The 25,037-nt window shown below is 34.0% G+C and carries 22 protein-coding genes; 12 read left to right on the forward strand and 10 right to left on the reverse strand.

Features of this window, described 5'->3' with window-relative positions:
- The first annotated feature begins 118 nt into the window (after positions 1-118).
- The 6 genes from solA to ACEWK1_RS14725 all read left to right on the forward strand — a co-directional run bounded on the left by solA (position 119) and on the right by ACEWK1_RS14725 (position 6,353).
- On the forward strand, positions 119-1,261 hold the full coding sequence (gene solA / locus ACEWK1_RS14700) for an N-methyl-L-tryptophan oxidase (RefSeq protein ID WP_416636442.1): 1,143 nt from the start codon (positions 119-121) through the stop codon (positions 1,259-1,261).
- Between the two features lie 138 nt (positions 1,262-1,399).
- Positions 1,400-2,197 (forward strand): LysM peptidoglycan-binding domain-containing protein, encoded by a 798-nt coding sequence (locus ACEWK1_RS14705; RefSeq protein ID WP_416636443.1) that lies wholly within the window; start codon positions 1,400-1,402, stop codon positions 2,195-2,197.
- Between the two features lie 188 nt (positions 2,198-2,385).
- Positions 2,386-3,459 (forward strand): iron-siderophore ABC transporter substrate-binding protein, encoded by a 1,074-nt coding sequence (locus ACEWK1_RS14710; protein WP_416636444.1) that lies wholly within the window; start codon positions 2,386-2,388, stop codon positions 3,457-3,459.
- 1 nt (position 3,460) lies between these two features.
- Positions 3,461-4,495, forward strand: coding sequence for a FecCD family ABC transporter permease (locus ACEWK1_RS14715; protein WP_251397097.1), 1,035 nt, complete (start codon positions 3,461-3,463; stop codon positions 4,493-4,495).
- Positions 4,492-5,523 (forward strand): FecCD family ABC transporter permease, encoded by a 1,032-nt coding sequence (locus ACEWK1_RS14720; protein WP_212135239.1) that lies wholly within the window; start codon positions 4,492-4,494, stop codon positions 5,521-5,523. The genes ACEWK1_RS14715 and ACEWK1_RS14720 overlap by 4 nt, the downstream gene beginning before the upstream one ends.
- Positions 5,523-6,353: an ABC transporter ATP-binding protein gene (locus tag ACEWK1_RS14725; protein ID WP_212135237.1), complete on the forward strand. Its 831-nt coding sequence runs from the start codon at positions 5,523-5,525 to the stop codon at positions 6,351-6,353. Before ACEWK1_RS14720 ends, ACEWK1_RS14725 begins: the two co-directional genes overlap by 1 nt.
- A gap of 278 nt (positions 6,354-6,631) precedes the next feature.
- Here the strand turns inward: ACEWK1_RS14725 and ACEWK1_RS14730 are convergent, their stop codons facing one another.
- Together ACEWK1_RS14730 and ACEWK1_RS14735 are read right to left on the reverse strand one after the other, a co-directional pair.
- Positions 6,632-7,294, reverse strand: coding sequence for a DNA-binding response regulator (locus ACEWK1_RS14730; protein ID WP_121664057.1), 663 nt, complete (start codon positions 7,292-7,294; stop codon positions 6,632-6,634).
- Between the two features lie 531 nt (positions 7,295-7,825).
- Complete coding sequence (locus tag ACEWK1_RS14735; protein WP_162987519.1) at positions 7,826-7,978, reverse strand: hypothetical protein; 153 nt, start codon at positions 7,976-7,978, stop codon at positions 7,826-7,828.
- A 221-nt stretch (positions 7,979-8,199) separates the two neighbouring features.
- On the opposite strand from ACEWK1_RS14735, the gene ACEWK1_RS14740 reads away from it, so the two are divergent.
- Positions 8,200-9,645, forward strand: coding sequence for a DEAD/DEAH box helicase (locus tag ACEWK1_RS14740; protein WP_416636445.1), 1,446 nt, complete (start codon positions 8,200-8,202; stop codon positions 9,643-9,645).
- A 317-nt stretch (positions 9,646-9,962) separates the two neighbouring features.
- Here the strand turns inward: ACEWK1_RS14740 and ACEWK1_RS14745 are convergent, their stop codons facing one another.
- Positions 9,963-10,085: a hypothetical protein gene (locus ACEWK1_RS14745; RefSeq protein ID WP_416636446.1), complete on the reverse strand. Its 123-nt coding sequence runs from the start codon at positions 10,083-10,085 to the stop codon at positions 9,963-9,965.
- Between the two features lie 192 nt (positions 10,086-10,277).
- Entirely contained in the window at positions 10,278-10,868 is a 591-nt protein-coding gene (locus tag ACEWK1_RS14750; protein ID WP_416636447.1) for a Crp/Fnr family transcriptional regulator, read from the reverse strand.
- 78 nt (positions 10,869-10,946) lie between these two features.
- Between ACEWK1_RS14750 and ACEWK1_RS14755 the strand changes: the two genes are divergently transcribed.
- The 3 genes from ACEWK1_RS14755 (at position 10,947) to ACEWK1_RS14765 (ending at position 12,666) form a co-directional block, all read left to right on the forward strand.
- Positions 10,947-11,582: a DUF4386 domain-containing protein gene (locus ACEWK1_RS14755; RefSeq protein ID WP_416636448.1), complete on the forward strand. Its 636-nt coding sequence runs from the start codon at positions 10,947-10,949 to the stop codon at positions 11,580-11,582.
- Positions 11,583-11,969: 387 nt separating this feature from the next.
- The gene (locus tag ACEWK1_RS14760) at positions 11,970-12,425 is read left to right on the forward strand and encodes a MerR family transcriptional regulator (protein WP_212135233.1); all 456 of its coding nucleotides are present in this window, start codon (positions 11,970-11,972) and stop codon (positions 12,423-12,425) included.
- Positions 12,394-12,666 (forward strand): hypothetical protein, encoded by a 273-nt coding sequence (locus ACEWK1_RS14765; protein WP_121664062.1) that lies wholly within the window; start codon positions 12,394-12,396, stop codon positions 12,664-12,666. The genes ACEWK1_RS14760 and ACEWK1_RS14765 overlap by 32 nt, the downstream gene beginning before the upstream one ends.
- A 488-nt stretch (positions 12,667-13,154) precedes the next feature.
- Here the strand turns inward: ACEWK1_RS14765 and ACEWK1_RS14770 are convergent, their stop codons facing one another.
- Entirely contained in the window at positions 13,155-16,448 is a 3,294-nt protein-coding gene (locus ACEWK1_RS14770) for a DEAD/DEAH box helicase (RefSeq protein WP_212135232.1), read from the reverse strand.
- Positions 16,438-17,715 carry a sigma-70 family RNA polymerase sigma factor gene (locus ACEWK1_RS14775; protein WP_212135231.1) on the reverse strand — a complete coding sequence of 426 codons (1,278 nt, stop codon included), beginning with the start codon at positions 17,713-17,715 and terminating at the stop codon, positions 16,438-16,440. Before ACEWK1_RS14775 ends, ACEWK1_RS14770 begins: the two co-directional genes overlap by 11 nt.
- Before the next feature lie 1,018 nt (positions 17,716-18,733).
- On the opposite strand from ACEWK1_RS14775, the gene ACEWK1_RS14780 reads away from it, so the two are divergent.
- Complete coding sequence (locus ACEWK1_RS14780; RefSeq protein ID WP_212135229.1) at positions 18,734-19,792, forward strand: toll/interleukin-1 receptor domain-containing protein; 1,059 nt, start codon at positions 18,734-18,736, stop codon at positions 19,790-19,792.
- 978 nt (positions 19,793-20,770) lie between these two features.
- Here ACEWK1_RS14780 and ACEWK1_RS14785 read toward each other — a convergent pair.
- Positions 20,771-21,436, reverse strand: a complete 666-nt coding sequence (locus tag ACEWK1_RS14785; protein ID WP_212135227.1) for a GIY-YIG nuclease family protein — start codon at positions 21,434-21,436, stop codon at positions 20,771-20,773.
- A 476-nt stretch (positions 21,437-21,912) separates the two neighbouring features.
- Here ACEWK1_RS14785 and ACEWK1_RS14790 point away from each other — a divergent pair, with 476 nt between their 5' ends.
- The gene (locus tag ACEWK1_RS14790) at positions 21,913-22,356 is read left to right on the forward strand and encodes a hypothetical protein (RefSeq protein ID WP_212135225.1); all 444 of its coding nucleotides are present in this window, start codon (positions 21,913-21,915) and stop codon (positions 22,354-22,356) included.
- A 293-nt stretch (positions 22,357-22,649) separates the two neighbouring features.
- Here ACEWK1_RS14790 and ACEWK1_RS14795 read toward each other — a convergent pair whose 3' ends face one another.
- The 3 genes from ACEWK1_RS14795 to ACEWK1_RS14805 all read right to left on the reverse strand — a co-directional run bounded on the left by ACEWK1_RS14795 (position 22,650) and on the right by ACEWK1_RS14805 (position 24,361).
- Entirely contained in the window at positions 22,650-23,510 is an 861-nt protein-coding gene (locus tag ACEWK1_RS14795; RefSeq protein ID WP_212135223.1) for a hypothetical protein, read from the reverse strand.
- Between the two features lie 161 nt (positions 23,511-23,671).
- Positions 23,672-23,878, reverse strand: coding sequence for a hypothetical protein (locus tag ACEWK1_RS14800; RefSeq protein WP_212135221.1), 207 nt, complete (start codon positions 23,876-23,878; stop codon positions 23,672-23,674).
- Positions 23,879-24,079: 201 nt separating this feature from the next.
- Positions 24,080-24,361, reverse strand: a complete 282-nt coding sequence (locus ACEWK1_RS14805; RefSeq protein ID WP_212135219.1) for a hypothetical protein — start codon at positions 24,359-24,361, stop codon at positions 24,080-24,082.
- Positions 24,362-25,037 lie beyond the last annotated feature (676 nt).

The following is a 25,037-nucleotide window of genomic DNA, read 5'->3' on the forward strand; positions in this document are numbered from 1 at the left end:
CCCATTTTTAGCAGAATTCCTATAAATTTAACCATTTAAAAGTCCAGGAATCTATTAAATTTTATTATTTTAAACATTGTAACATTACAACTGATGAAAGAGATAGGAGGCACATAGCTTGGAAAAGAAACACATTTTTGACGTAGCAATCATCGGTGCAGGAACGATGGGAATGGCAGCTGGTGCCTTTTTAGCACAACAGCAAGTAAAGACTGTGTTAATTGATGCCTTTGACCCGCCGCATAATCGTGGAAGCCACCATGGAGATACTCGAATGATTCGGCATGCCTATGGTGAAGGCAGACAGTATGTAAGCTTAGTTAAACGTGCTCAACAATTATGGGAGGATTTAGAAGCACAAACTGGCTATAAGATCTTTGAGAAAACAGGTGTTATAGGACTCGGACCAAAAGACTCTGCATTTCTACAGGAAACAATTGCTGCTGCAAATAAATATGAATTGCCATTAGAGGTACTTACTAGCAATGAGGTGAAGAGAAGGTGGCCGGGATTTTCTGTTCCAGAACATTTTATTGGATGCTTTGAAGCAGAATCAGGGTTCATTTATAGTGAAAATGCTATTCAAGCCTACAAAGAAATCGCTATTCATCATGGAGCACAGCTTGAGACAAATACTCCTGTTCAGCAAATTGAAACAGATCATAAATCTTTCGTTAAAATCATAACTGAAAATAAGGTGTTTTGGGCTAAAAAGGTCATTGTTACTGCTGGTGCATGGGCATCTAAGCTGTTGCCTGATTTAGTACTTCCTATTCAGCCAACTCGTAAGGCCTTTGGCTGGTTTAACACACCTGCTGACCTTTATGATATCAGTAACTTCCCGTCTTTTTATATAGAGGATAAGGAAAATATGTGTTACGGATTTCCAAACATGGCTGGAACAGGTCTTAAAATTGGCAAATCAGATGGTGGACAAGCAATTGATCCAAACAAGCATACTCAGAATTTTGGACATTATCATACAGATGAAGAAGAGCTCCGGTTTTTCCTTAAAAACTACATGCCTGAAGCAAATGGAGCCTTGAATCAAGGTAAAACGTGTTTATATACACTTTCAAGCGACAATTATTTTATCATCGATCACCATCCTGAGCATGATCACATCATTTTTGCTTGTGGCTTTTCTGGACATGGTTTTAAATTTGCAAGTGTACTGGGAGAAGTATTAAGCGAGTTAGCTGTAAATGGACAAAGCACATTTGATCTTTCAATTTTTTCACTTAAGAGGTTTGGTAAGTAATAATTTTTTAGAATATACGAAGGCCTGTAATGTAACAGGAAGAACTTTTATTTTACTAGTTTTCTTTACTGATCATCCTTCATCAATTCAACGAATATCATAAATATGAATAGCAAAACATTCATAGGAGTGATCGTTATGCCTATTGTTGATGGTACTTCTCTTGTTTATACGGTTAAACAAGGAGACACCGTGTATTCCATAGCCTCGAGAATTGGAGGAACTGTTCCTCTCCTAGTAGAAGCAAATGCGATCTACCCTCCTGTTACAGATCCATATCTCATCTTTCCTGGAGAGGTATTAGTTATCTCAACACCTGGTAATAGACAGGTGAATCACATTGTTAGTGCTGGTGAAACACTTAATAGCATTGCTCAACGATATTCAACAAATGTAGATTTACTTCAAGGGATAAATACACAAATTATTAACCCTAACGTTATTTATCAAAATCAAATTCTTCGCGTTCCTGCTCTTGTTTATTTAGTTGAAGAAGGAGATACATTAAACAAAATTGCCAAACGCTTTGGAATATCTTTATCAACATTACTTGATGCCAATCGCCAACGAATAGGTATCTCACCCGATGTGATTTATCCGGGATACCAACTCATTATCCCGCTTCCAACGTCTAAGAATATTGTTGTTTTTCAACCTTTACCCGGAACAGTCATTCGTGCTGGTCAGCAACTTTCAGGATTTGCCCGTGCCTTTGAAGGAGTCATTCTCTATCGTATTGTTGATGATAATGATCAAGTTGTCACTCAGGAAGTACCGATCCAAACAACTGCAGGTGCCCCTTCATATGGATCCTTCTCCATGCCAATCACATTTAATCAGCAACCGACTGCTCGGTCTGGTGAATTATGGGTTTACACTCGAAGTCCACGAGATGGAAGTATTGAGGATTTAGTTCAGGTGCTTGTGAGGTTTTAGAAACCTTTATTGCAATTAACTCGAAGAGACAGGTATGTTTTTCAGTACCTGTTTTTTTAATGATTCGACATTTATCGGGAAGTGCCAGGCACCACACAAGAACTGTTGACAACCTTTTAAATAGGATATATATTTGTGATAATGATAATTATTATCAAATAAACTTATATTAAGGAAGGGTTTACAAAATGACGGCTAAACGTAATATTTCATTACTCTCAACATTATTAATTGCGATCCTTATGCTTGTACTAGTTGGTTGTTCAGGTGAGCAAACAACTGAAAATACTGGACCAGAATCAAATGAGGAAACTAATACAGAATCAACGGAAAACGAAGAAGCAACAGCTGAATATCCAATCGTGATTGAACACGCATTTGGTGAAACGACTATTGAAGAAAAACCTGAACGCGTTGCTACAATTGCATGGTCAAACCATGATGTTGCTCTTGCTCTTGGTGTTGTGCCTGTAGGTTTCTCAGCTGCAAACTATGGTGTTCAAGATGATAGCGGTATGTTACCTTGGACTTCAGAAAAGTTAAAAGAACTTAATGCAGAAACGCCAACTATCTTTCAAGATACTGATGGTTTAGATTTTGAAGCAATTGCAGATGTTAATCCAGATGTTATTCTTGCAGCATACTCTGGTATTACTCAAGAAGAATATGATACATTAAGTGAAATTGCTCCAGTTGTTGCCTATCAAACGAGCCCTTGGGTAGCTTCATGGCGTGAACAAGTTACATTCAATGCTATGGGCATGGGAATGGAAAAAGAAGGTAAGCAACTTATTGCTGACACAGAAAAATTAATTGAAGAAAAAGCTAGTGAACATGCTGAAATTAAAGGGAAAAAGGCTGCATTTGTAAGTATTAGTGCCGAAGATTTATCTAAGTTCTACATCTACTCACCAGGAGATCCACGTGGTGCATTCCTTACTGAGCTAGGAATGGAATATCCTGAAAGTATTACAAGTCAAATAACTGATCCTAATAGTTTCTATATAGAAGTAAGTGCTGAAAATGCCGACATGCTTAACGATGCTGAAATTTTAGTATCATATGGTGATGAAAATACACTTGCAGCTCTACAGGCTGATCCAATCCTTGGAAAAGTCCCAGCAATAGAGAGAGGCTCTGTTGTGATTATTGGAGATAACACTCCACTTGCAGCAGCAGGTACTCCAAGCCCGCTTTCAATTGAGTACTCAATTGATGAGTATTTAACATTACTCTCAGAAGCTGTAAGCAAAGTGAAATAAAATGGATCATACATCCGTTTCAGAAAATAAGCAGTTACTTATACCGAAAAATTTTATAAAAGTACTTATACTTTCTATCGTTTTACTCGGTATATGTGTATTGGCTTCTCTTGCCTTTGGATCTCGCATAGTTGGATGGAATGAGCTAATTGATGGCCTATTCCATCCTGATGTGGATTCGCATGGAGCCAATGTTGTTCGCCAAAGAATTGCTAGAACAGTATTTAGTTTTATGTGTGGTGCTGCATTAGGAGTTTCTGGTGCTCTTATGCAATCGGTTACTCGTAATCCTATTGCAGACCCTAGCATACTGGGAGTTAACACAGGGGCAGCACTATTCGTCGTTTGTGGAATTTCTTTTTTAAATATTAGTAGTGCTAGTCAATACATTTGGCTTGCATTAGCAGGAGCAATTCTAACTGCCATTTTTGTATTCGGAATTGGTTCAATGGGGAGTGGCGGAGCCACGCCCCTTAAACTCGTTTTAGCAGGTGCTGCTACAAGTGCTGCATTATCCTCTCTTGTAATGGCCATTATGATTCCTCGCTCAAACGTTATGGATCAATTTAGATTTTGGCAGGTTGGTAGTGTCGGTGCAGGAAATTGGAGCTCAATCTCTCTTTTTATTCCTTTTCTTATTTTTGGAATCCTAATAGCCATCTTTACTGCTCCAGCACTAAATGCATTAGCATTAGGTGATGAAGCTGCTACTGGATTAGGTGTACGTACTGGAACACTTAGGCTTATCGCTGCCTTTGGAGGAGTACTATTGTGCGGTGTAGCAACAGCACTCGCAGGTCCTATTGGCTTTATTGGTTTATTAGCAACACATGTGATTCGACTCATGATTGGTCCTGATTTGCGATATGTTATCCCAATGTCTGCTCTTTCAGGTGCTATTATCCTAACAATATCAGATGTTTTCGGTCGAATTTTAGGAAGTCCTGGTGAGCTTGAAGTTGGTGTTGTTACTGCATTTATTGGGGCTCCTATCTTAATCTTAATAACTATGAAAGCGAAAATGCGTGCACTATGATGAATGAATCAATGAATCTTATTATGATAGGTAGAATAAAAAGACGTCGTCGTTTTGTCCTTGTAACTTCTTTACTTGCACTCATTGCCTTTGCACTTTGCTGCACAATGCTTATGCTAGGAAACACCATTTATCCTGTTTCAGATGTCATAAGTGTCCTACTGGGTGAGAAAGTAAAAGGTGCATCATTTGCAGTGGGAACAATACGCTTTCCAAGAATGGTTGCAGGTGTTTTTGCTGGATTTGCATTTGGTGTTGCTGGGTATGTTTTTCAAACGATGCTTCGTAATCCCCTAGCAAATCCTAATGTGATCGGAATAACAGCTGGTTCTAGTGCTGCTGCTGTTTTTTGTATCATCGTTCTTCATGCAAGTAATACCTTTGTTTCAATTGCTTCTATTATCGGTGGACTTGCTACAGTAATGGCTATTTTTCTCTTATCAAAAGGTACTTCTTTTTCAATTGGTAGATTAATATTAATAGGAATTGGTATTCAAGCCATGCTAAATGCTGTGGTATCTTACTTATTGCTGATTGGTCAACAGCATGATCTTCCAACTGCAATGAGATGGCTAAGTGGTAGTCTAAATGGAGCTAAAATGGAGGAACTGTACCCTCTTATGATCACAGTTCTTATCTTTGCCCCCATTATTATCGCGTTCGGAAAACGATTAGATATGTTAGAACTTGGGGAGCAAGCTGCTACTTCACTTGGAGTTGATACAAATAAGACACGATTTGTACTAATTATCAGTTCGGTGCTTATTATTTCGTTAGCTACCGCTACAACTGGACCTATCGCCTTTGTTGCGTTCCTTTCTGGACCTATCGCAAAAAGACTAGTTGGTGTTGGATTTTCAGGTGTGATCCCAGCAGGTCTTGTTGGCATCATTTTAGTTTTAGCATCAGATCTTATAGGACAATTTGCATTTGTTGCTAGATACCCTGTTGGTGTGATTACAGGCATACTTGGAGCACCATACTTGATCTACTTGCTTATCCGAATGAATCGAAAGGGAGATTTATAATGAAACCGACACATGCTTTTCAAGCTGAAGGAATCACTGCTGGATACGATAATAAAACGATTTTACATGATGTAAGTATTAGCATTCCAAGCAATAAAATAAGCATTATTATCGGCGCAAATGGTTGTGGTAAGTCTACCCTACTTAAAACAATGGCTAGACTTATTAAACCTACTTCTGGCCAAGTTACCTTAGGTGGAAAATCAATTCATAGCATTCCATCAAAACAGTTAGCCCGTGTAGTAGGATTACTTCCACAATCCCCTATTGTTCCTGAGGGAATAACCGTTTCAGACCTAGTTGGAAGAGGTAGATTTCCACATCAGTCATTTTTAAAGGGCTGGACAAAAAAGGATTATGAAGCTGTTGCTGAAGCAATGGAAATGATGAAAATCACTGAATTTGCAGATCGACATATTGATGAGCTTTCAGGCGGTCAAAGACAGCGTGTATGGATTGCCATGGCTCTAGCACAACAAACAGACATCCTGTTTCTTGATGAGCCAACAACCTACTTAGACATCACCTATCAAGTCGAAATTCTCGACCTGCTAACAGACCTTAACCAAAAATATGGAACAACGATTGTTATGGTTCTTCATGATATCAACCTGTCGGCACGTTATGCAGATCATATTTTTGCTCTTCATAAAGGCAAGCTCGTTGCAGAGGGTGCACCAAAAGAGGTTATTACAAGTGAATTGATTGAGGATATTTTTGGGCTGAATTGTACTGTTGTGGAAGATCCGGTTTCGGGTTCTCCTTCGGTGGTGCCGATTGGGAGGCATCATGTGAATAATATAGCGAATAAGGAATTGACTTTTAGTTAAAGAGTGGTTTCTCTGTTATAGGTTGCGGATAGTCCCTTACGTGGGATGTCCGCAACCTTTTTGTTGTGATGAGTAACAAACGGAAGGAAAATAAGCGGAAATTCTCCGATTAATTGCAGCATGGGGCTCGTTTCGAAGGATATAAGGGGAAATTTTCCGTTTATTCAAATTAAAATCCACCATTTTCACATATTTCGGGTTAATAATCGGAATTTTTCCGTCTATTTAAGCTATTTTTAATGATGTTAGCAATATAAGCGGAGTTTTTCCGTCTTTTATCAAATCAGGTGCTTAACCTGATTCCCTAACCTATAAGAACGAACCCTCTTAACTCCAGATGCGGGAGTCAGCATCTTTTTCTCGACTAGTTGAGAAAGTACCTTTTTTACCGTCTTGTCACTTAGCTTCAAATACTTCTGCAATTCTATTGGGTATAATTCTTCTCCTTTGCGAATTGCAAACCGAAGTACTTCCTTTTCGACAAAGGAAAGAGAGATCTGGTCCAGCTCTTCACCTAGCCAACGGCCAATCACTTGCTGAATAATTTGTTGGCATCGTCGAGGTTTCTCTTTAACTTGGTCATAAGAAAAGCGGATCACGGTCCATCCGTCAATCACCAACTGGTTTTGACGTTCTAGATTATCAGAAAATTGCCATCTGCTTATATTCTTTAAGTGAGGACCATACCCGTCAATCTCAAAACAAATCCGGATGCCAGGACGAATATAAGCAAAATCCAAAAACCTAATGTCTTCCTTGAAATCATTGACCTCATATTCTGGATGGAGATATTGAAAATGGTAAAATGAGGGCCACCATACTTGCTCCAAAAACAACCTTTCAGCCTGGCTGTGCCCTTCTTGTAAGCGCCGTAATCGTTCTCCGGTTCTTGCTTGCAAGTGAGCATTCATAAAGGCCTGATAATCTTCTTCAAATCCCAATGCATCGTTCCTCCTATCCAATAAATCCTCCATCCTCAAATCTTCTTCAATTTATCTTCAAAGACCTCCAACTTCCATCTTTATTTTCTAGTAAAGGCATTCCACGCTATTCAATTTTCTCTTCCTTATATTCGACTTATTCAATTGTTTTGGCGTAATAATATCCGCACCTCATACAAAAAATGTACTGCTCATAAGTTTTGTAATAAAAATCTTCAAATGCAGAACGTCCACAACATGAGCATTTAACAGCATACATACTATGATGCCACGAAACAATCTCTCCTTTATATATTTAAATGGCACGCACTCTTTTAAAAATTAGTAGGTATAAATGGGTGAAGTAAAAATGTGGGAAATGTAATTTCGAATGGAGAAAATATAGTGCAGAAAGTTCTGAGGATAGAGTCAACTATAGTTTAAAAGTTTACCTAAAATTGTCAATCACTTTCTTTTATATTTGTCAATAAAACAATTTTCATTGTAAACTTTTTAGCCTCCCCATAGCTTTGGAGAGGTATTGGATTAAAGTTAAATTACTTGTGGTACGGTTCCCTCACCGCCCTCATATCTAAAATAAATCTCAGTAAGATCTATACTCAGGTGCATTTCACCAATAGTAATATTCATTAAACCTATCACTAATCCATTCGTCTCCTTTTCAAATACGAATGACTTGTTCATAGTCACTTACCTCTTCGCAGTTCTTTTGACAAGGATTATAGTCAAGTCAAATAGCTTTTAGTAAAATTAACAATTAAAATTTAACAGAATCAAAATTAAAAATAAAAGCCGTTTTGCCCCGCACTTTTCTAGTATAATGAACCATATTCAGATCATGCATATAATAATTCTTGAAGAGAATTCTATACATATGACGAAAAACCAAAAAATGAGGTTTAAAAATGAGTAAAAGAAGTTTTACGGACTACCATGTAAGTGAAGAAATCAAAAGAGCACTAACCGTGTTAAAATATGAAACTCCAACAGAAGTTCAAAGAGAAGTTATACCATTAGCAATGAAAAATCAAGATCTTGTCGTAAAAGCCCAAACAGGAAGTGGAAAAACCGCCTCCTTTGGTATCCCTGTTTCCGATATGATTGAATGGGAAGAGAAAAACCCACAGGCCTTGATTCTTACGCCAACTAGGGAGCTTGCAGTTCAAGTCCGCGAAGATATGACGAATATCGGAAGGTTTAAACGCATTAAAGCAGTGGCCGTTTATGGAAAAGAACCTTTTTCGAAACAAAAGGATGAATTAAAACAAAAAACTCATGTAGTCGTGGGTACCCCTGGACGAGTCATGGACCATATTGACCGAGAAACCTTAGTTTTGGATCAAATAAAGTATCTTATCATAGATGAAGCGGATGAGATGCTTAATAGAGGTTTCATCGATCAAGTGGAAGCTATTATCAAAGAGCTGCCTTTAAGCCGTGTAACGATGGTTTTTTCTGCAACTCTGCCTAAAGATGTTGAAAATCTTTGCTATAAATATATGAAAGATCCTGTTCAGATTGAGATTGAATCGACCAGGGTGACAGCCGATACCATTGAACATTCTTTAATTGAAGTGAGAGAAGAAGAAAAGATCTCACTCCTTAAAGACGTGACGGTTGTGGAAAATCCAAATAGCTGCCTGATTTTCTGCCGAACCAAAGAACACGTTGATACTGTGTATAGCGAACTAGATAGAGCTGGATATCCCTGTGAGAGACTCCATGGGGGTCTAGAACAAGAAGACCGTTTCTCTGTTATGGAAGGTTTCAAACTGGGGAACTTCCGCTATCTCGTGGCCACTGATGTCGCTGCCCGAGGTATAGATATTGATAATGTGACACTTGTCATCAACTATGACGTTCCTATGGAAAAAGAGAGCTATGTACACCGAACTGGAAGAACAGGTCGTGCCGGAAATAAAGGAAAGGCCATTACGTTTTCGACACCTTTTGAAGGAAAATTCATTAAAGCCATTGAACGATACATCGGCTTTGAGCTACCTACAACAGAAGCTCCAAGCCATCTAGAAGTGGCTGATAGCAAAGCTGCTTTCGAAGAAAAACTTACCGGCAGACGAGTTGTCAGAAATAATAAAACAGCCCGAATCAATCAAGGTATTATGAAACTCCATTTCAACGGTGGTAAGAAGAAGAAAATTCGTGCTGTAGACTTTGTTGGAACAATCGCAAAAATTCCTGGAGTCACAGCAGAGGATATCGGCATTATCACCATCCATGATCAAATGTCCTATGTTGATATTCTGAATGGCAAGGGCTCACTAGTTTTACAAGCCATGGAGAATGCGACTATCAAAGGAAAGAAGTTAAAAGTGAGCAAAGCTATTAAATAAAGTGCAAGCGCCCCGCTTAACAGCTTACGAACTGTACGGCCCACATGAGATAAATCAAGAAGAAATTGCAAGGAAGATACGGGAGGAGTACGTAGCTGTTTGGGCACTGGGGTCGGATTCAGAGACAAATGTCTTAAATAACGATCATAATCGCATACTTAGCTTACCTTTGAACAAACATGTAAATGAACAAATTCGAAACAATATTTTGAAGTCATTGAAGTAGAATAACGGAAATTATTAAATCTGGTGGATCATTCTCAGTTGTACCCTACTACAGATTTTAAGAGCAGCTAAGTAAGGAAAAATACTATATGTCAGTAAGCTTTAGTAGCTGGCATATAGTATTTTTTAGTACTATTATTTACATTATCTCCTAACTCAAGTCGTTGCAACATGAGTACTTGCTTTCCTCTGGGTGGATACGCAAGCACCTTCATGAGTCCACCTCTCCAACATAACCGGTAGAAGTCTCGTAATTCCGCTACAACTAACCCCTTATAAAGTTAGTGCAAGTACAACAATCTACTAGAGTCTATCCTATTTCACCTGATACACCTTAAAGAATTTATTAAACTTAGAAAACTTGATTCAAATCAAGGAAAAACGTTCATTTATGTTTTATTCTAAGTTCACATCAATGTTTTTTTATAACGACTAAAGGTTTCTGGGGTGATATCCAAATAACTTGACAGAATGGTTTGAGGTACTCTTTTTAGAAGTTCAGGACGTTTTTTTACCAATGCTTGAAATCTTTCTTCAGGTAATTGTGCCTTAAAGCTTGCGTAATTTTTCTGTAAGTCAATGAACTGTTTTTGAAAGAATATTTTGAGCATTTCTCTGAATTCAGGTTGTGTGTTATCTAAGTCACGAGTCATCACTTCAGGACATGATACCATGATACAGTCTTCAAGACATGCGAGACTGTACATAGAGTCACCGTCCTCATCAGCATAGCTGACTATATTGATAGCTTGTTCATCTATATAAAAGTCAACTGTGGTTTCTTTTCCGTTTTCGTTACTGACATACTGACGAACACAACCTTTAATAAGGTAATAGCTCATATCTGGTTTATCACCTTGTTTTAATAGGACTGTCCCCTTTTTATATTTTTGTATAGGTATTTGCGTAATCAATTCTGAAATATCATCATCATTTAGATCAGTCATTTTTTTCAATGTTTCGGCTAAAATTAATTTTCCAAATACAATGTAATTCATTGCAAATCACCTTTCTATTTAAAATTCAGAAAATTTTAACACGTTTTTTTATTTTACTAAAGGGAGAATGGATAAAACATGGAAAAACAGTTTAGAAGGTATGAAAAAGTTATTGGGTTATGTTTTTTATTAGCGACTGTCACCTATGCAATTGGAAATCAAATGATTGAAAATGGGGTACACGGCCAACTAGAACTAGGTTCCACAAGATTAGGAATTGTTTTTGAATTAATTAATAGCTTTGCAGTTGTTATAATCGGTTGGATGAGTTCTAAAGTTTTAAAGTCTTATAATAAGACAATTATAAAAGGGTATATGTTTGCAAGATTTATAGAAGGATTTTTATTAGCAGTCGGAGCAATAAGTGTGTTATTACTATCTCAAGCCAATATTGAACCAATCCTCAAGCTCAGGGAGCTTTGCTTTTCACTAGCTATGTTGTCTCTTGGGGCATTTAGCAGCTATTATTGTTGGTATTTGCTGAAGAAAAGGCTAGCACCAAAATGGATGATGGGACTAGGGATTATAGGATATCTCTGTTTATTGATATATTCAATGATAACGCTTATCTCAGAACTTTCTCCTATATGGCTCTTTACTCCAGGAGGTTTTTTTGAATTGATTTTCCCTATTTACTTGATTATAAAAGGGTTAAATCGTTCACGTCCATTCAATGATAGCTTGAATAATGGCAATAGTACATTTAATAAATAGACCTTGATAACCTGAAAGCTTAATGATTAGTACTTGTTAAATTACATAACAAGTACTTTTTTATTTAGAATAGTAATCTAAAACCTTTCTTGCATTCTGATAATCGTTTAAATTGTATAGGTTGAATTAATTTCAAATATTAAACCGTGATACCTGAACAGTAATTTTATAAATATTAAGCAATGTATTTCCGGTGGTACTATATAAGTGTCTAAACTTGGTAAAATTGTAAAAAATGGATATGTTCTACTTCCTCATATATTTATCATCTTTAAAAATTTCTTATTTAAGTGATTGCATGAAGAAAATATATAAATTCCTAACTTTTTACTTATTTTTCCTTGACCCCGTACTATAGTACCGAGTGTATGATAATTTTGGGAGGAGATGGCAGAATTGAAATATCTAAAAATTAGCCAGGTGGCCAAAGCAGCTAATGTAAATATTGAAACTATAAAATATTATGAAAAGAGAGGACTTCTTTCCAAGCCAGAAAGGAACCGTTCAGGGTATAGGCTTTTTTTAGAATCAGCTGTAGATGATATATTACTCATCAAAAGGGCTCAGGAAATTGGCTTTACCTTAAACGAAATCAAATACATCTTAGCAATTATTAAACAGGATGATTATTTTCCAGCAGATAAAATGTATGCATTCTCTATAGAAAAAATTAATGAAATAAACGAGAAAATTTCTAGATTGGAATATTTCAAATCGCTGTTAGAACTAGGAACCTCTCGTCCTAACCAATCTTCCCCAAGGGATAAACATGATTGTCCTGTATTAAAAAAACTAAAAAAGGGTGATATTGATGAGCAAAAACATAGAAATTTTCACAGATAGCAAGCGCTTTTCGAATGAACTCGAAAATCAAGTGAAAGATTATGCATGCTCGCGATGTTCTTTACTCGTATATGATGCTAGTAACCCCTATACCAAAGATATAATGGAATCCAAGGTAGTACAATATGGAATAACTGAACTACCTGCAGTAACCATTGAAGGAAAATTAGTACCAATAGAAAAAGTAAAAAAGGGCAGTATTTACACCCTTATTCGACAACTTTTGCATAAAAAGTCTTAGTTGAAATATATTTCTTCTATTTTGTCCCCTCCTCCCTTGTTTTATCATTAAATTTATTAAAGGAATTCCTTTTTTTGAGAAACCTGATTAAATTCCTTTTTGCTATTTAGTAAAATGTAAACTGAATGGTGTAAAGATTAGGAAAAAACTCCCCTCTAGAGCATCCGGATCATTTCTCAGTGCACTAGACCAGGTAAGGACAACCTTAAACCATTAAGAGAACCTAACTTACTTATGGTACGGTTCACCGTGGTTATTTAAGAGGCAAAAAAGGCATTGGTAAGGTAAAATACCAATGCCTACTTTTTATAACTTAATACTCATATAAATATATATTTAAAATATTGCTCCTAATAATTCTTTACAATCTAATCAATAATTATTAGGTCTTTTCATTTTTCATGTGTAATGTACCGGGCGACTGACCATTTTCACTTGAATTAGAAAGTGAAAATGGTTTGACACTTAGCTTTTTAAAATGATAGACTTTATTTTTTCGGTTTACTTAAAGCGTTCTTTACTTCACTTGGTAGAATCCCCATAAAATAATCTTCTATATTATCCCAAAACCACTTTGAGTAATTTAGAATCTTCTCTTTTGGCGAATTTCCTTCTTGTTCTTTTGTAAAAAGATACTTCAACATTTCAACACTTGTATAATGTTTATCTTGAACATCTTTTAATATTCTATTTTGATAAAAATCACCTTGTTTAATAGCTTTTTCTAATGGATAAATTGAGTTCATCCTTAAATATATTTGTGGGTTGTTTCCACCCACAACCTGATAATTTAATAACTTTCGACTCTCCCCAATTCCAAGTGCTGCTAACTTCGCATCTAATTCAACACTATTTGCCCTCATGGAAAATGTAAGTATATCCCGATCATGCTCAACAAAATTATCACTCGGCTTCAAAGTTGCTAACAAGCCTCTCTTAATGAATGTCGTGAATAAATCTCCATCTTTGTAAATGATATACTTCGGTTTAGAATCTCCACTGCTCGGACGTTCAGATATGAATTTAATCTCTTTGATCTTAGAGTATTCAAATGCTGCATTAATAACTGTTTGTGCAAAGGTCATTGCTTCAAACTTATCAGAGATTTTTAATGTTTTCATAAAATGATATCCAAGATCATCTACCGAAAAATGTTTTCCAGACATTTTATAAATATTAACGAATGTTTCAAATCCTTGTAAGATTAAATTATACTCAGAAACAATTGACTCAACTGATTCATTGTTATTCAACCCTACTTCTACACCTGACACATATATAAGCTTTTCAAAAATAGATTTATGCTTCAGTTTCGCTCTTTCTTCTGCTGAATACAAAGCAAATTTGAAACTAGGAAAAGACATACTTCTATAATATTTTTCCCATATTCCACTCAAGTTCACTTGATATACAGCAGAATAACTCTCACTCTGTATTTCGTATAGCTTGCTAAAATACCCTCCTAATCTTGAATGAATAAATGTTCTTTCTAATTCAGGAGTAACGAAAATTAAATCGTTCCCAAATAGACTTCTTGGTCTCGCGACAAATGGCGAGTACCCTAGCTTATTTGGTGAAGAAAAATCCTTTTCAATCATTAATAAAACTGTTTTCACTTTATTGTCTAATGAATCTTCATCACGTTTGTTTTGAACAAAGATATATTTAAAATCCTCTGGACTAATAATTAAGTTACGGTTATAATTCTTTTCTTTATATACTGATAAAACTTTTTTCATAACCTCTATTATTTGATTCTTTCTAATAGCTGACATACCGTATAGCTGTTTAACCTCGTTCATGTCACGATTTAGAAAATCAATTAAACCATATCCGTTCGCAACTTTTTTCTTATCTCGGGCTGCCCTTCCGATTTCTTGAATATAATCAACGACATTGCCAGTAGGAGCATAATGATAAACATTTGTAATATCAGGAATGTCGATCCCCATTCCAAAGGCTTTGGTTGCTAAAACAAATTGTAATTCTCCACTTACATATTGATATAAAACCTCATCTTTTTCCTCTTTTGAAAGGCCTCCATGGTATTTACCTGTAGCTTCAGCAAGATCTGGTGCATTTTGCGTTAAAAAGGTTTTGAAATCTGTCAACAATTTTACTGTTGGAAAATAAACTAAAGATTTTTGTTTGTTTTTATGAGCTTTTTTTAAGTGTTTTAACGCTAACGCGTGCTTCGTTTTTCGATAATCCCTTCCTTCTTTCTCTAAATCTTTTTCACTACTTTGAACAACCATAATTAACTCATCACGACGAACTTTTCCGAAGTATGAAATAGGACTTATCATATTAAGACTATTTCTCGTATCTAAATACATATCTTCTCGTCCACCGTATATAGCCGTTGCAGTGAAAGTAACGATAGGGAATTTATACTCCTTTCTTAACTTTGCTAGATAAATACCTAAATACCAATAGTCAGAGCGAAACGATTTTCCCCAAGTAGTTACAATATGAGCCTCATCAATAATCACCACACCAATATTTCTATTACCAATAAGCATTTTAATATCGGATCGAGCTTGAAGAGTTTCTGGAGATAAGTATAAAATATCAACTTTCTGATTTTGAATTTCATCAAGTATACGTTCTTTTTCATAAGGTGGAGTATTTCCATTTATTGTTGCTGAATTTTTAATCCCTTTTCTTTGCATACTATCAACTTGATCATTCATTAGACCAATTAATGGTGATATAACTAAAGTTAAAGGCTTATCATCTGCATATTTATCCGCTAAATATAATGCCGGAATTTGGAACATCACTGATTTTCCTGCTCCTGTTGCTGCAGTTATATATATATCTCGAAAATCTTCACCATACATTGCTTTTTCTGCCTGATTGACTATATCATCGATAATTTGAACTTGTGAAATATTTATCGTTTCTTTAGATTGACTCTCTATGTTTTTATAAAACTCAATTTCTTTGTAATCATCGTACCCATAAACATCATTCAATATTTTTACATAGGCATCCTCATTCACTATTACCTTTCTTCTTATTGATAAAGTTGTAAAATAAATATTTATATCAGAAATTTTAGCGAGAATATTAATTCGTGCTAAATAGTTATTAGGTAGTAGCTCATTTGCGCCTGATAAAACAAATAAAACATGATTGGAATCTTCTTTTAATATAATGTTCATAATAAGATCTAAAAATGGAAGTTCATCATCCGATAATTCTATTTGTAAAATATTTTCGGTAGGGTAATCTTCGCTAAATTTAAAGTCATAATCATTCTCATCATAATATTTAAAAGTCATTGGTTTTTCATCATATTCTGGATACGTCACATAATAATTTCCACTGTGCTTCGAATAATCAATTTGTCCATAAAATTTTGAGACGTTTTCTAATATTTTTAACTGATCATTTTCTAATTCATTATCTTCTTGATAATATAGGTAATGATAAATGCTCTCAACATTTGACAGTGAACCTCTGTATGGGTACTGTTTTTCAAACAGATTATTTTCGATTACCAATACGGGCATTTTATTAATAGCTTCTTGATCTTTAAATAGCTGATATTCTTCAATCGTCATCCATAAATAAGCATCTGTAAAAGTACGATGTTGGATAAGATCTTCTATTACTTGTTCTTGTAGGGTCGATAAATCTACTGTATCGAAGTAGTCTATACTAAACGAAAAGTACTTTTTCTCTCTTTTTAATTCGCTTGTGTCAAAACCTTTTAAAACAACAATAGATGGTCCATTTTGTACCACTATTTCCTCAATTCTTTTTTCAATATTCATGCAAATACTCCTTTAATATTGTAGTCGTTTTTGGTTTTCTAAGCTTATTAAGTGCTTTTACTTCTATTTGTCGAATTCTTTCTCTTGTCAAATTGAAAATTTGTCCAATATCCTCCAATGTCTTTGTTTCATCGTTATTAAATCCAAAACGATAATATAAAACTTGCATTTCTCTCTCCGTTAAATTCGATTGAAAGATCTCACCAATTGTATTTCTTAATTCAACTTTACAATATTCCTCATGAGGCATGTTTGAATTTTCATCTAACACGAATTCACCTAATGATGTGTTTCCATCTTTTCCAACAAGGCGATCAAGACTTTCTAAATTACTTTGTGAAATATAAAAGCGTAATTCTTCTATAACGTTAATGGGTTCTTCCATTTCCTTAGAAATCTCTATGGTTGTAGCAGGTCTAGCCAATTCATTCCACAATTCATTCTCGATTTTTATGAATTTCTTCATTTTTTCTCTATAATGAACTGGAATTCGTATTAATGTTGAATAATCCGCTATCCCCCTAGTAATCGCTTGTCTTATCCACCAAGTTGCATAAGTAGAAAACTGATAACCCAAGGAAACATCGAATTTTTCTGCAGCCTTTATTAATCCAATAAATCCAACTTGATACATATCATTCACATCGAATCCCACTGTTGCTAAGCCTGAATACTGCTTCACGATCTTCCAAACTAATTTTCTATTCGCTTTAACTAGATTGCTAAATGACTTATTTCGTTTTGATTCATCACCTGAATGTATTTGATTTAAATATTCAATATTCCATGACTTATCAATAACATCTTCAAGTGAATCAACATGTTCAATAAAGCTGTCGTCATCCAATAAAGAATCTAAATCATTTTCTAATAAATCATCAGGTATATCAAAACCAATTTCATTTTTCTCTTGCGGTGTATCGTCTATAATGATATAGCCTCTTCTCGTTAGATCGCATAGAATATTCTCTTGTATACCTTCATCTAGATTATTTTGTTTGAACCATTTTATAAGAATACTTCTGTTAATTTCATTTTCTAGCTCAATACATTTAAACAACTTCAATAATTTCGCCTTAAATACAGTTTTTGGAAGATCAATGATTTTTATTTGCAAAGAATCTAGTTCATCATAAACGGCAAACTTTTCTTCAATTTCAAGTGTGTATTCTTTAAACCAACGCTCAACAATTTTATGCTCTATTTTACTACCGAAACGAAAATTATCATTAATATGAGAACGTAGATCATCTAGATTTTTACTCATTTGCATCACTTCCTTTACTTACTAAATCGTTATTTTATAGTAAGCTTATAATCTTTAAAAGTTTCAATGTCATCGCCTTACGATCATAGACATTAGCATTTACAAAAGTCTCCTCAAAAGCTACTGCACGATTATAGACCATATTAAAGCGATTATTAATACTCACTGGACTTCATAATTGAAAGAAATAAATTTTTCTCTGAAACTTCCTCTTATATAACTTTCTTAGATTTCACTTTAATATAAGTTCAAGAATAATAGAGATCTCATTATTCCAGCCTTTTTTTATACTTTATCTTTATTCTATACATAGTTCCAAAGTCTGTAAATTCCTTCCTTTTTAAAACTATAAAAAAGAAGACCTTCTACAATTTAGGTCTTCTCATTCTTGTAATCTATAAATAGTTTTACTAATAAAACTTTTTAAATATTTAAAACTGCTTTATTGTGGCATGAAAATTGATGCAGCTAATGTAATGTCTTTACCTATTACCGAGTACTTACGATATTGATCACCGTGGTTATTTAAGAGGCAAAAAACAGCATTGGGATTTACCTCCCAATGCTGTTTCTAATTAATCTATTATCAGTCACAGACTAGCTCCCATGAATACTATGTTCGCTATTTTATTGCCTATGTTGCACTTGAATACTTGGTAGTCGGGATATAAATTGTTTAATAAACACTGATTTTACAAGGCTGTGAAGGGCTTGTGTAAAATTTGTGTAAAATGATTTTTTGGAGTTAATCATTAAATGAGAGGACCTTTTCGTTTTATTGAAAAAATAAATTATACCCAAAAGCACTTTAACAAATACTTTAATAAAAATTCTTTTGACAAAAGTTTTTTCCAAAGTATTAATAAAACAATCCCTCAATGAAACATTTTTTGTTACTCTTTGATAATTCTAAAGTTGTATAAATTTTCCTAAGAGGATAAAATTATTTTTATATTAAAGACCTTTCTGATTTCGAATACCAGCAAGGGCTATTTTTTGTTTAAATGGGGGAAACAGTTTGTCAAAAATATTTATTAGTCACTCAAGTCAAGACGAAAACCTAGCAATTAATTTGATGGATATGCTACAAACTCAATTTAATATAACAAGGGATGATTTCTTTCTAACATCTGATGAGGAGCTGGAAGTGGGAGGTAATTGGATTGAAGAGATACGCAAAGGTGTGGAGGAAGCCAAAATCATAATGCCTTTAATAACTCCCAACTTTTTAGAGAGTCAATTCTGCCTATGCGAATTAGGTGCAGCATGGGTAAATCAAAAAGCCCTAGTTCCAGTTATCATCCCACCTTTAGACCATCATGCACTTAGTAATACCCCTTATCGTACTTGGGCTCAAGCAATTACTTTAAATACTGTAAAGGACCTTTCTCGCTTGGCTGAAGCTATGAAAAAGAAGGAGGTAGGAGATGTAAATATAGTAAGATTTACATCTCGTGCAGAGAGTTTTTATAATGTTACTCTTACACCCTTTATCAATACTATGAAACAGAGGGAAAAGTTCTCAGTCGAAGCAGTGAAAGAATTAAAACAAGAATTGGCAGAATATAAAGCAGCTTATTCAGAAACAGAAGAAGAGCTAACTAAAGCGAAAGAGGAAATCTTAGCATTACGAAATATTAAAGATGCAGAAGAAGTAAAAGCCTTTGATTTCGCACGATTGGATGAATGGGAAACTTTTATGGATGCTGTTGAAAAAACCAAAGACGAACTTAAACCTTTACCAAGATACGTTTCGAGTATCCTGTTTCATGCCAGAAAGCACAATCGGTATGGCGGTTTCATAGAAGAGCAAGAAGACCTTTCTAGCTTAAAGATACTAGAGAATAAAGGGTATATAAAATGGGATGATGGTTGGGTTCCAGACTATGACCACCAAGCTATTTTTAGAGCGGATAAAGCTTTAGACAACTTATCTAAAGTTATTAACACATTTGAAGAAAATACTTTATTTCTTGAAAGGTTTGAAGAAGAATATAGAGATGTACGTTTTAGTCTTGCCTATTCACCATTCTGGGAAGAAATACTGAACCAAACCATCTATCACTCCTCTCGTTAATTAATTTGCTCATTAAAGAGCAATACAAAAACCCCAGAAAACTTGTTACATCAAGGTTCTGGGGTTTTTTATTTATTTTCATCTTTGTAGAATAACTTATTCTCCCCCAACCATCTGGGGGAGGGTTTGGAGGAACTTTAAATCATTATAAAAATCTTTGGCAGACGATTATTCTATTGGAGAGCTAAATTTATTAACGTTACAATATTAAACCCACTCAACAATTGTCGAGTGGGTTTGTCTATGTGGATTTCGGGTGGATTAGTACCTATATCCCACTGAACCGCTATTAAGTGCGGATATATATATTATAATCATAACTTTTATACTCTAGTCCACTAATTTAAAGGGAAATTTTATTTTACAAAACGAGTATTAACCCCATTTAAGATTTACAATATAAACTGTCCTATATGTATTACACTATTTTATGAACTGTATTCTTCTGTGCAGTATAGACGAGGGATAACTTTCAATATTAGTTACAAAATGTTTTAAGGCATATCACTTGTATTAGAAAAGCTCATAAATATTTTGACTTTTAATCAATTTTAATAACCTCTATTAATGCAACACCTTCTATTTGATAGCAATAAAAAGAATTTTGGCACTCTTCCATTAAGATTTAATTCATATCTCCAAATTAATTTTTAGTTACACTTCAAAACCTAAACACAGCTAAATTGGTACAGTCAATTTAATGTAAATAAATGCTGATAAAATTGTTCAAAATCAACCTTGAAATACGTTTTTTTATCACTAATAATTCCCCTCTTTTGATCGAAATCAATGGTCAAACTGGTTATCTTATCATATTTATTTCTTACCGTACCACAAAGCCCCGTCCCAGAAAAATATAAAAGGCTTAATGAACCACTTACATCCATACCATTTTCCAAATAACCGTAAAAATTTAGAGAAACACTTGGAGAAACACATATCGGGATGTAGTTTTTCAGAAAATGCGTAAAAAATTTATCAATTCTTTCTGAAATAGACTCCTTGTTTAAAATAATCTATTATAATCTTTATATTAAAATTGCACACAGGACTATTTATTGCATTTCTAAAAACTTGGTATGTACCTAAATTAAAGGTTTCCGGAGAGCTAATTATTTTAAGTAGAAAATCTGAAAAACTGAAGTAAATATTACGCCATTTGAATACAGTTTTATCCAAATCTATATTTAAAGTATTAGATTCGAATAAATCTATTTGTTTCAATTGTTTAACCACATTATAATGTTCTGAGCGCAAGTCATGTTCAATTGTTTTTAATTTCCCCTCAACGGTACGTCTATGTCTTTTTGGTCTATTTAACTGTTTAAGTTGGGGATATTTCTTTTTAAATTGGGACAAAGAATAAATTTGCAGTTCTGAGTTATCAGGAATTTGTACTTTTGTTTCACCAAGCTGTTTGTACTCTTTATTATATATAGATGGCATAGTACAGATATAAAACATTTCGAATAGACACATAATTGCTTCATCTGGATACTCTCTAACTCCAATTTTGTCAATTCCTGATTTCCAGTGTTCCCTTCTGTTATCGTATCTACCTCTTACATCCTTTGTCTTACCAATGTACAGTAGTTCATTATCTTTGTTGTAATAAAAATAAACATAAAAAGATGAGTATTCCACCTCTATACCACCTTTATTATATAGATTATTATTTATTTTCACCCAATTAGCACAAACTTAAAACATATAGCATATTAACTCCCAAACATCTAAATGAAATAAAAGAAACAAAGTTAGCTAAATAAGGAAACCAAAAGATACTTATAAATAATTCAATGAAAGTTATTAATTATAGGTTTAAGATCCTTTACACATTCCTTTAAAAATGAGGAGCTTATTGCACAGTATTTAGTCTGCTCCTTATGAAGCAAATAACAATTTTCTTATTCCACATTACTGCTTTTTAGTACAATTGGAGCTTCCGCATCTAACGGTGCAGTTTAGTTTAATAAGTTGGGAAATAGTGCTTATTTAAATACTTGATAAGGCATGAACTAATGAAGTACCGAAAAAATAATTCTACACAAAATAGTGCTATAATTGGGCTTAGAAACAAGACGATAGATATGAATATATGTAATTGGAGGAACGGAGATATGTCAGAAATCAGCAGTGATGATGTTAAGGAATATTTAGCGGCAGGTGGAAAATTTGTTGCAGATTTAGCTTTAGAGATATACGGAGATAGTTTAAATCAAGCTGGAGAGGCAGCCTTTTCAAATGCAATTGAAATAGGAATCAAAAATACCATAGCAGCACTGTATGATGCAAATGTTGATGATGAAGAAATTATACGCGTTTTAAATAAGTATTGGGGTATCAATCAAGATGAGGCTGAAAGCCGTCTTGTATTTGAAAAAGTACAAGCTACAATCAGAGAGTTAGAGCGGTATTTAAGGATGCAAGGCTTTTCTGCCATAAAAATTAACCAATTTATGAAATCAAATAACGCAAGTGTAAAGATAAGACACAGAAATGAGCTATGGAGATTAAGAAGGAAACCTGAAAAATTGATGAAAGAAGTTCAAGAATCGAAATAAAAACTCCAGTTTGTTGATATAGTATATAAACGAAACGTCTATGCAGGAGAGGCGAAGCTACGACTACATGAACAGCCTCCCAGTATCTAATTTGAGGAGCAAATTAACCTATAATTCCCCTTTCTAAAAGAATTGTAAGGCACAAGAAGCGATCATTCGCCCCTATAACTGAGAGGACGATTACCAATTTTATTGTATCGTCCTTTATTTCCTCATATACAGTATCCTTGTACTATGCATCAACAAAAAATAAAAATGAGCCAATAATAAAATGACTCATTTTAATGCTTAATCTATTCTGGCATTATTAAAGGTAGTTTAGTTAATAAAGGATGCACTCTTTCTATTAGCAACTGATAGTTACCGAAAATTGTATTAAGGTCCTCAGAGGTTATTTTAACACCTGTTGGATGCCCTGACTCATTTCTAACTTGGCGAATAATATCTAAAAAGCTAAAATGTAGATTTGAATTTTCCAATCCAAGTTCTTCAAAGAGTTTTTCTTTATTGGTTACTGATTTAATAAATCCATCAAGTCGTGCATGAGCTTTTTTTGCATTTAAAACATTATTTTCAAAATTGCTAATTTCCTTCACTGATCCATTACCGTTTTTTAAGTATTTTAAATATGCTTTACATAAAAGTAATAACATCCGTTCTGCTGCACAACCTAACATTGTCGATGCCGACAAATTATACCCTTTCCTAGCACATAAACATGCCTCATATAAATAATCTTTTTCTATTGAGTCCAAATTTGTTTTATTTAATTTAGTAATTAGATTTTCATAAACTTGATTTCTACTAGGCAAATTAACTTCATCCGTTTGCTTTTCTTCTATATTTCCATTCGCTTTCGATATTAATAAACCAAAGCTAATTCCCATTAAAGCGTAGTCATCATCATCCGGAAATAGGGCCATGCAAGCTTTTTCTAATTCCTTTTTTTTCCTTTCAATTTCTTTCTTTGTATTTATGGGAATCCTTATCTGTAAATAAACGCTACACTGATTCCATTTAATTCTGGTAAATTGTGATGTATAGTCGAAAGAAAGTTCACATCTATCTAACAATCTTAATATTTCATGTTCTCCTTCAGTTTCTAAATACTCTATCAAAGAATACAAAAAGTCTTCTTCTCTAATTCGCCCCATTTCTAACAATCACTCCTTATAAACTATAGACAATGAGTTTTGTTGTTGATCCACGTTGAACTTTTATGCCCTGTTTACCTATATACTTGCAAACTATATTAGTATGTATTAGTGAAAATTACCGTCCTAATCTACAATAATAAAACATTAAGTTTGACGGACTAATTACTATTATTTTGAAGTGTTAATAATGGTCCCATAAATTCTTCCCTACAATTTCTACAAACAAAAGTATAATCTTGAACCATTTCCAAATCCTTTTTACATGTACATTTGTAATTATTCTCAGATGCCTCAGATGCTACTTCCAAATGTACAACTGTTCTTTGAGCTGGATAGTGTGTAGTACGTATAAATGGTCTATGCATAATCCTACTTCCTTCCTTTACCTTACAAATCAATCTATACATCTTCACATTAAATAGATAAAAGACCCCTATAGAACAACAAAGCATATTATTCATTATCTGCTGTCTGAAGGATACTATACTTTGTGTTTATACAATGTAAAATTCCTGTGACAAACAAAAAATAGTGATTGTTTTTCTAAATTTAACCATAAATATCTCCTATTCACCGATTTCCGAAATTAGATCTTCAACTAATTGTTCAGCCTGTTTTATTACTGCATGCTCGGCCTGAGTTGCATTAGATAAGGTTGTTGTTGAAACGGATTTTTCGTAAGTATCGAGAACAAAATACCCTACCTTCGTTCTGTCGGACTTAATAATAGGAAAATGATCGTACTCGATGTATCCTTCTCTTGATGGTTTCACTCTATCTACATTAGCTCTATCTAGTTTTAAGCCAGCTTTTTTCAATACATTATCCACATGATCTAATATTGACATAAATTCAATACTCTCCTTTTCTATAATTAATAGTAATATTATACCTTATATACCAAGTATTGAGATTTATAGATGTAAGTTTTTTGCATAAAAACTTGCATACTTCCTTATGATAGTAATCTGCTCTATATATCTGCTTTTTGCTGAACTTATTCGGCCCCTTCCCGAGAATTATTCTGTTGGTTTGCGATGCTCTTAGAATAATAGGGACTTTTATTCGTTACTATTACAATCCCTTTTCTATCAAGGGTTAGACACTTTTTCATTAGATATTAGTTATTAGATATCTGATTGGTAACTTTTAATAGTAACTATCAAGAGATACCATTAAGAGTACTTATATCAAAAATTCAAGTTCAAAATCTCTTTGAATATTGCTAAACCTTTGTCTTTGAACTTTAAGAAGACTAAAATAGACACTTGTCAGTTAATTTCATTATAGAGTATGTCTTAATAAAATATTTGTTTTCTCTGAGTACTTATATCTATGCTATATAAGATTTCCATTCCTTCAATTTGTAATCCCTTAAATTTAATTCCACACTCCATATATTACTTTTAACTTTGAATTTTCATATCGTTTCAAAACTACACCTTTATTTTAAAAATATTGCTTATGTACTGGAAATATCAAAAACAATAAGTAAACTATTTCAAAGAACGCTTCTCCTCAAAA

It is taken from the genome of Metabacillus sp. YM-086 (genome assembly GCF_048059995.1).
Taxonomy (GTDB): Bacteria; Bacillota; Bacilli; order Bacillales; family Bacillaceae; genus Metabacillus; species Metabacillus litoralis_B.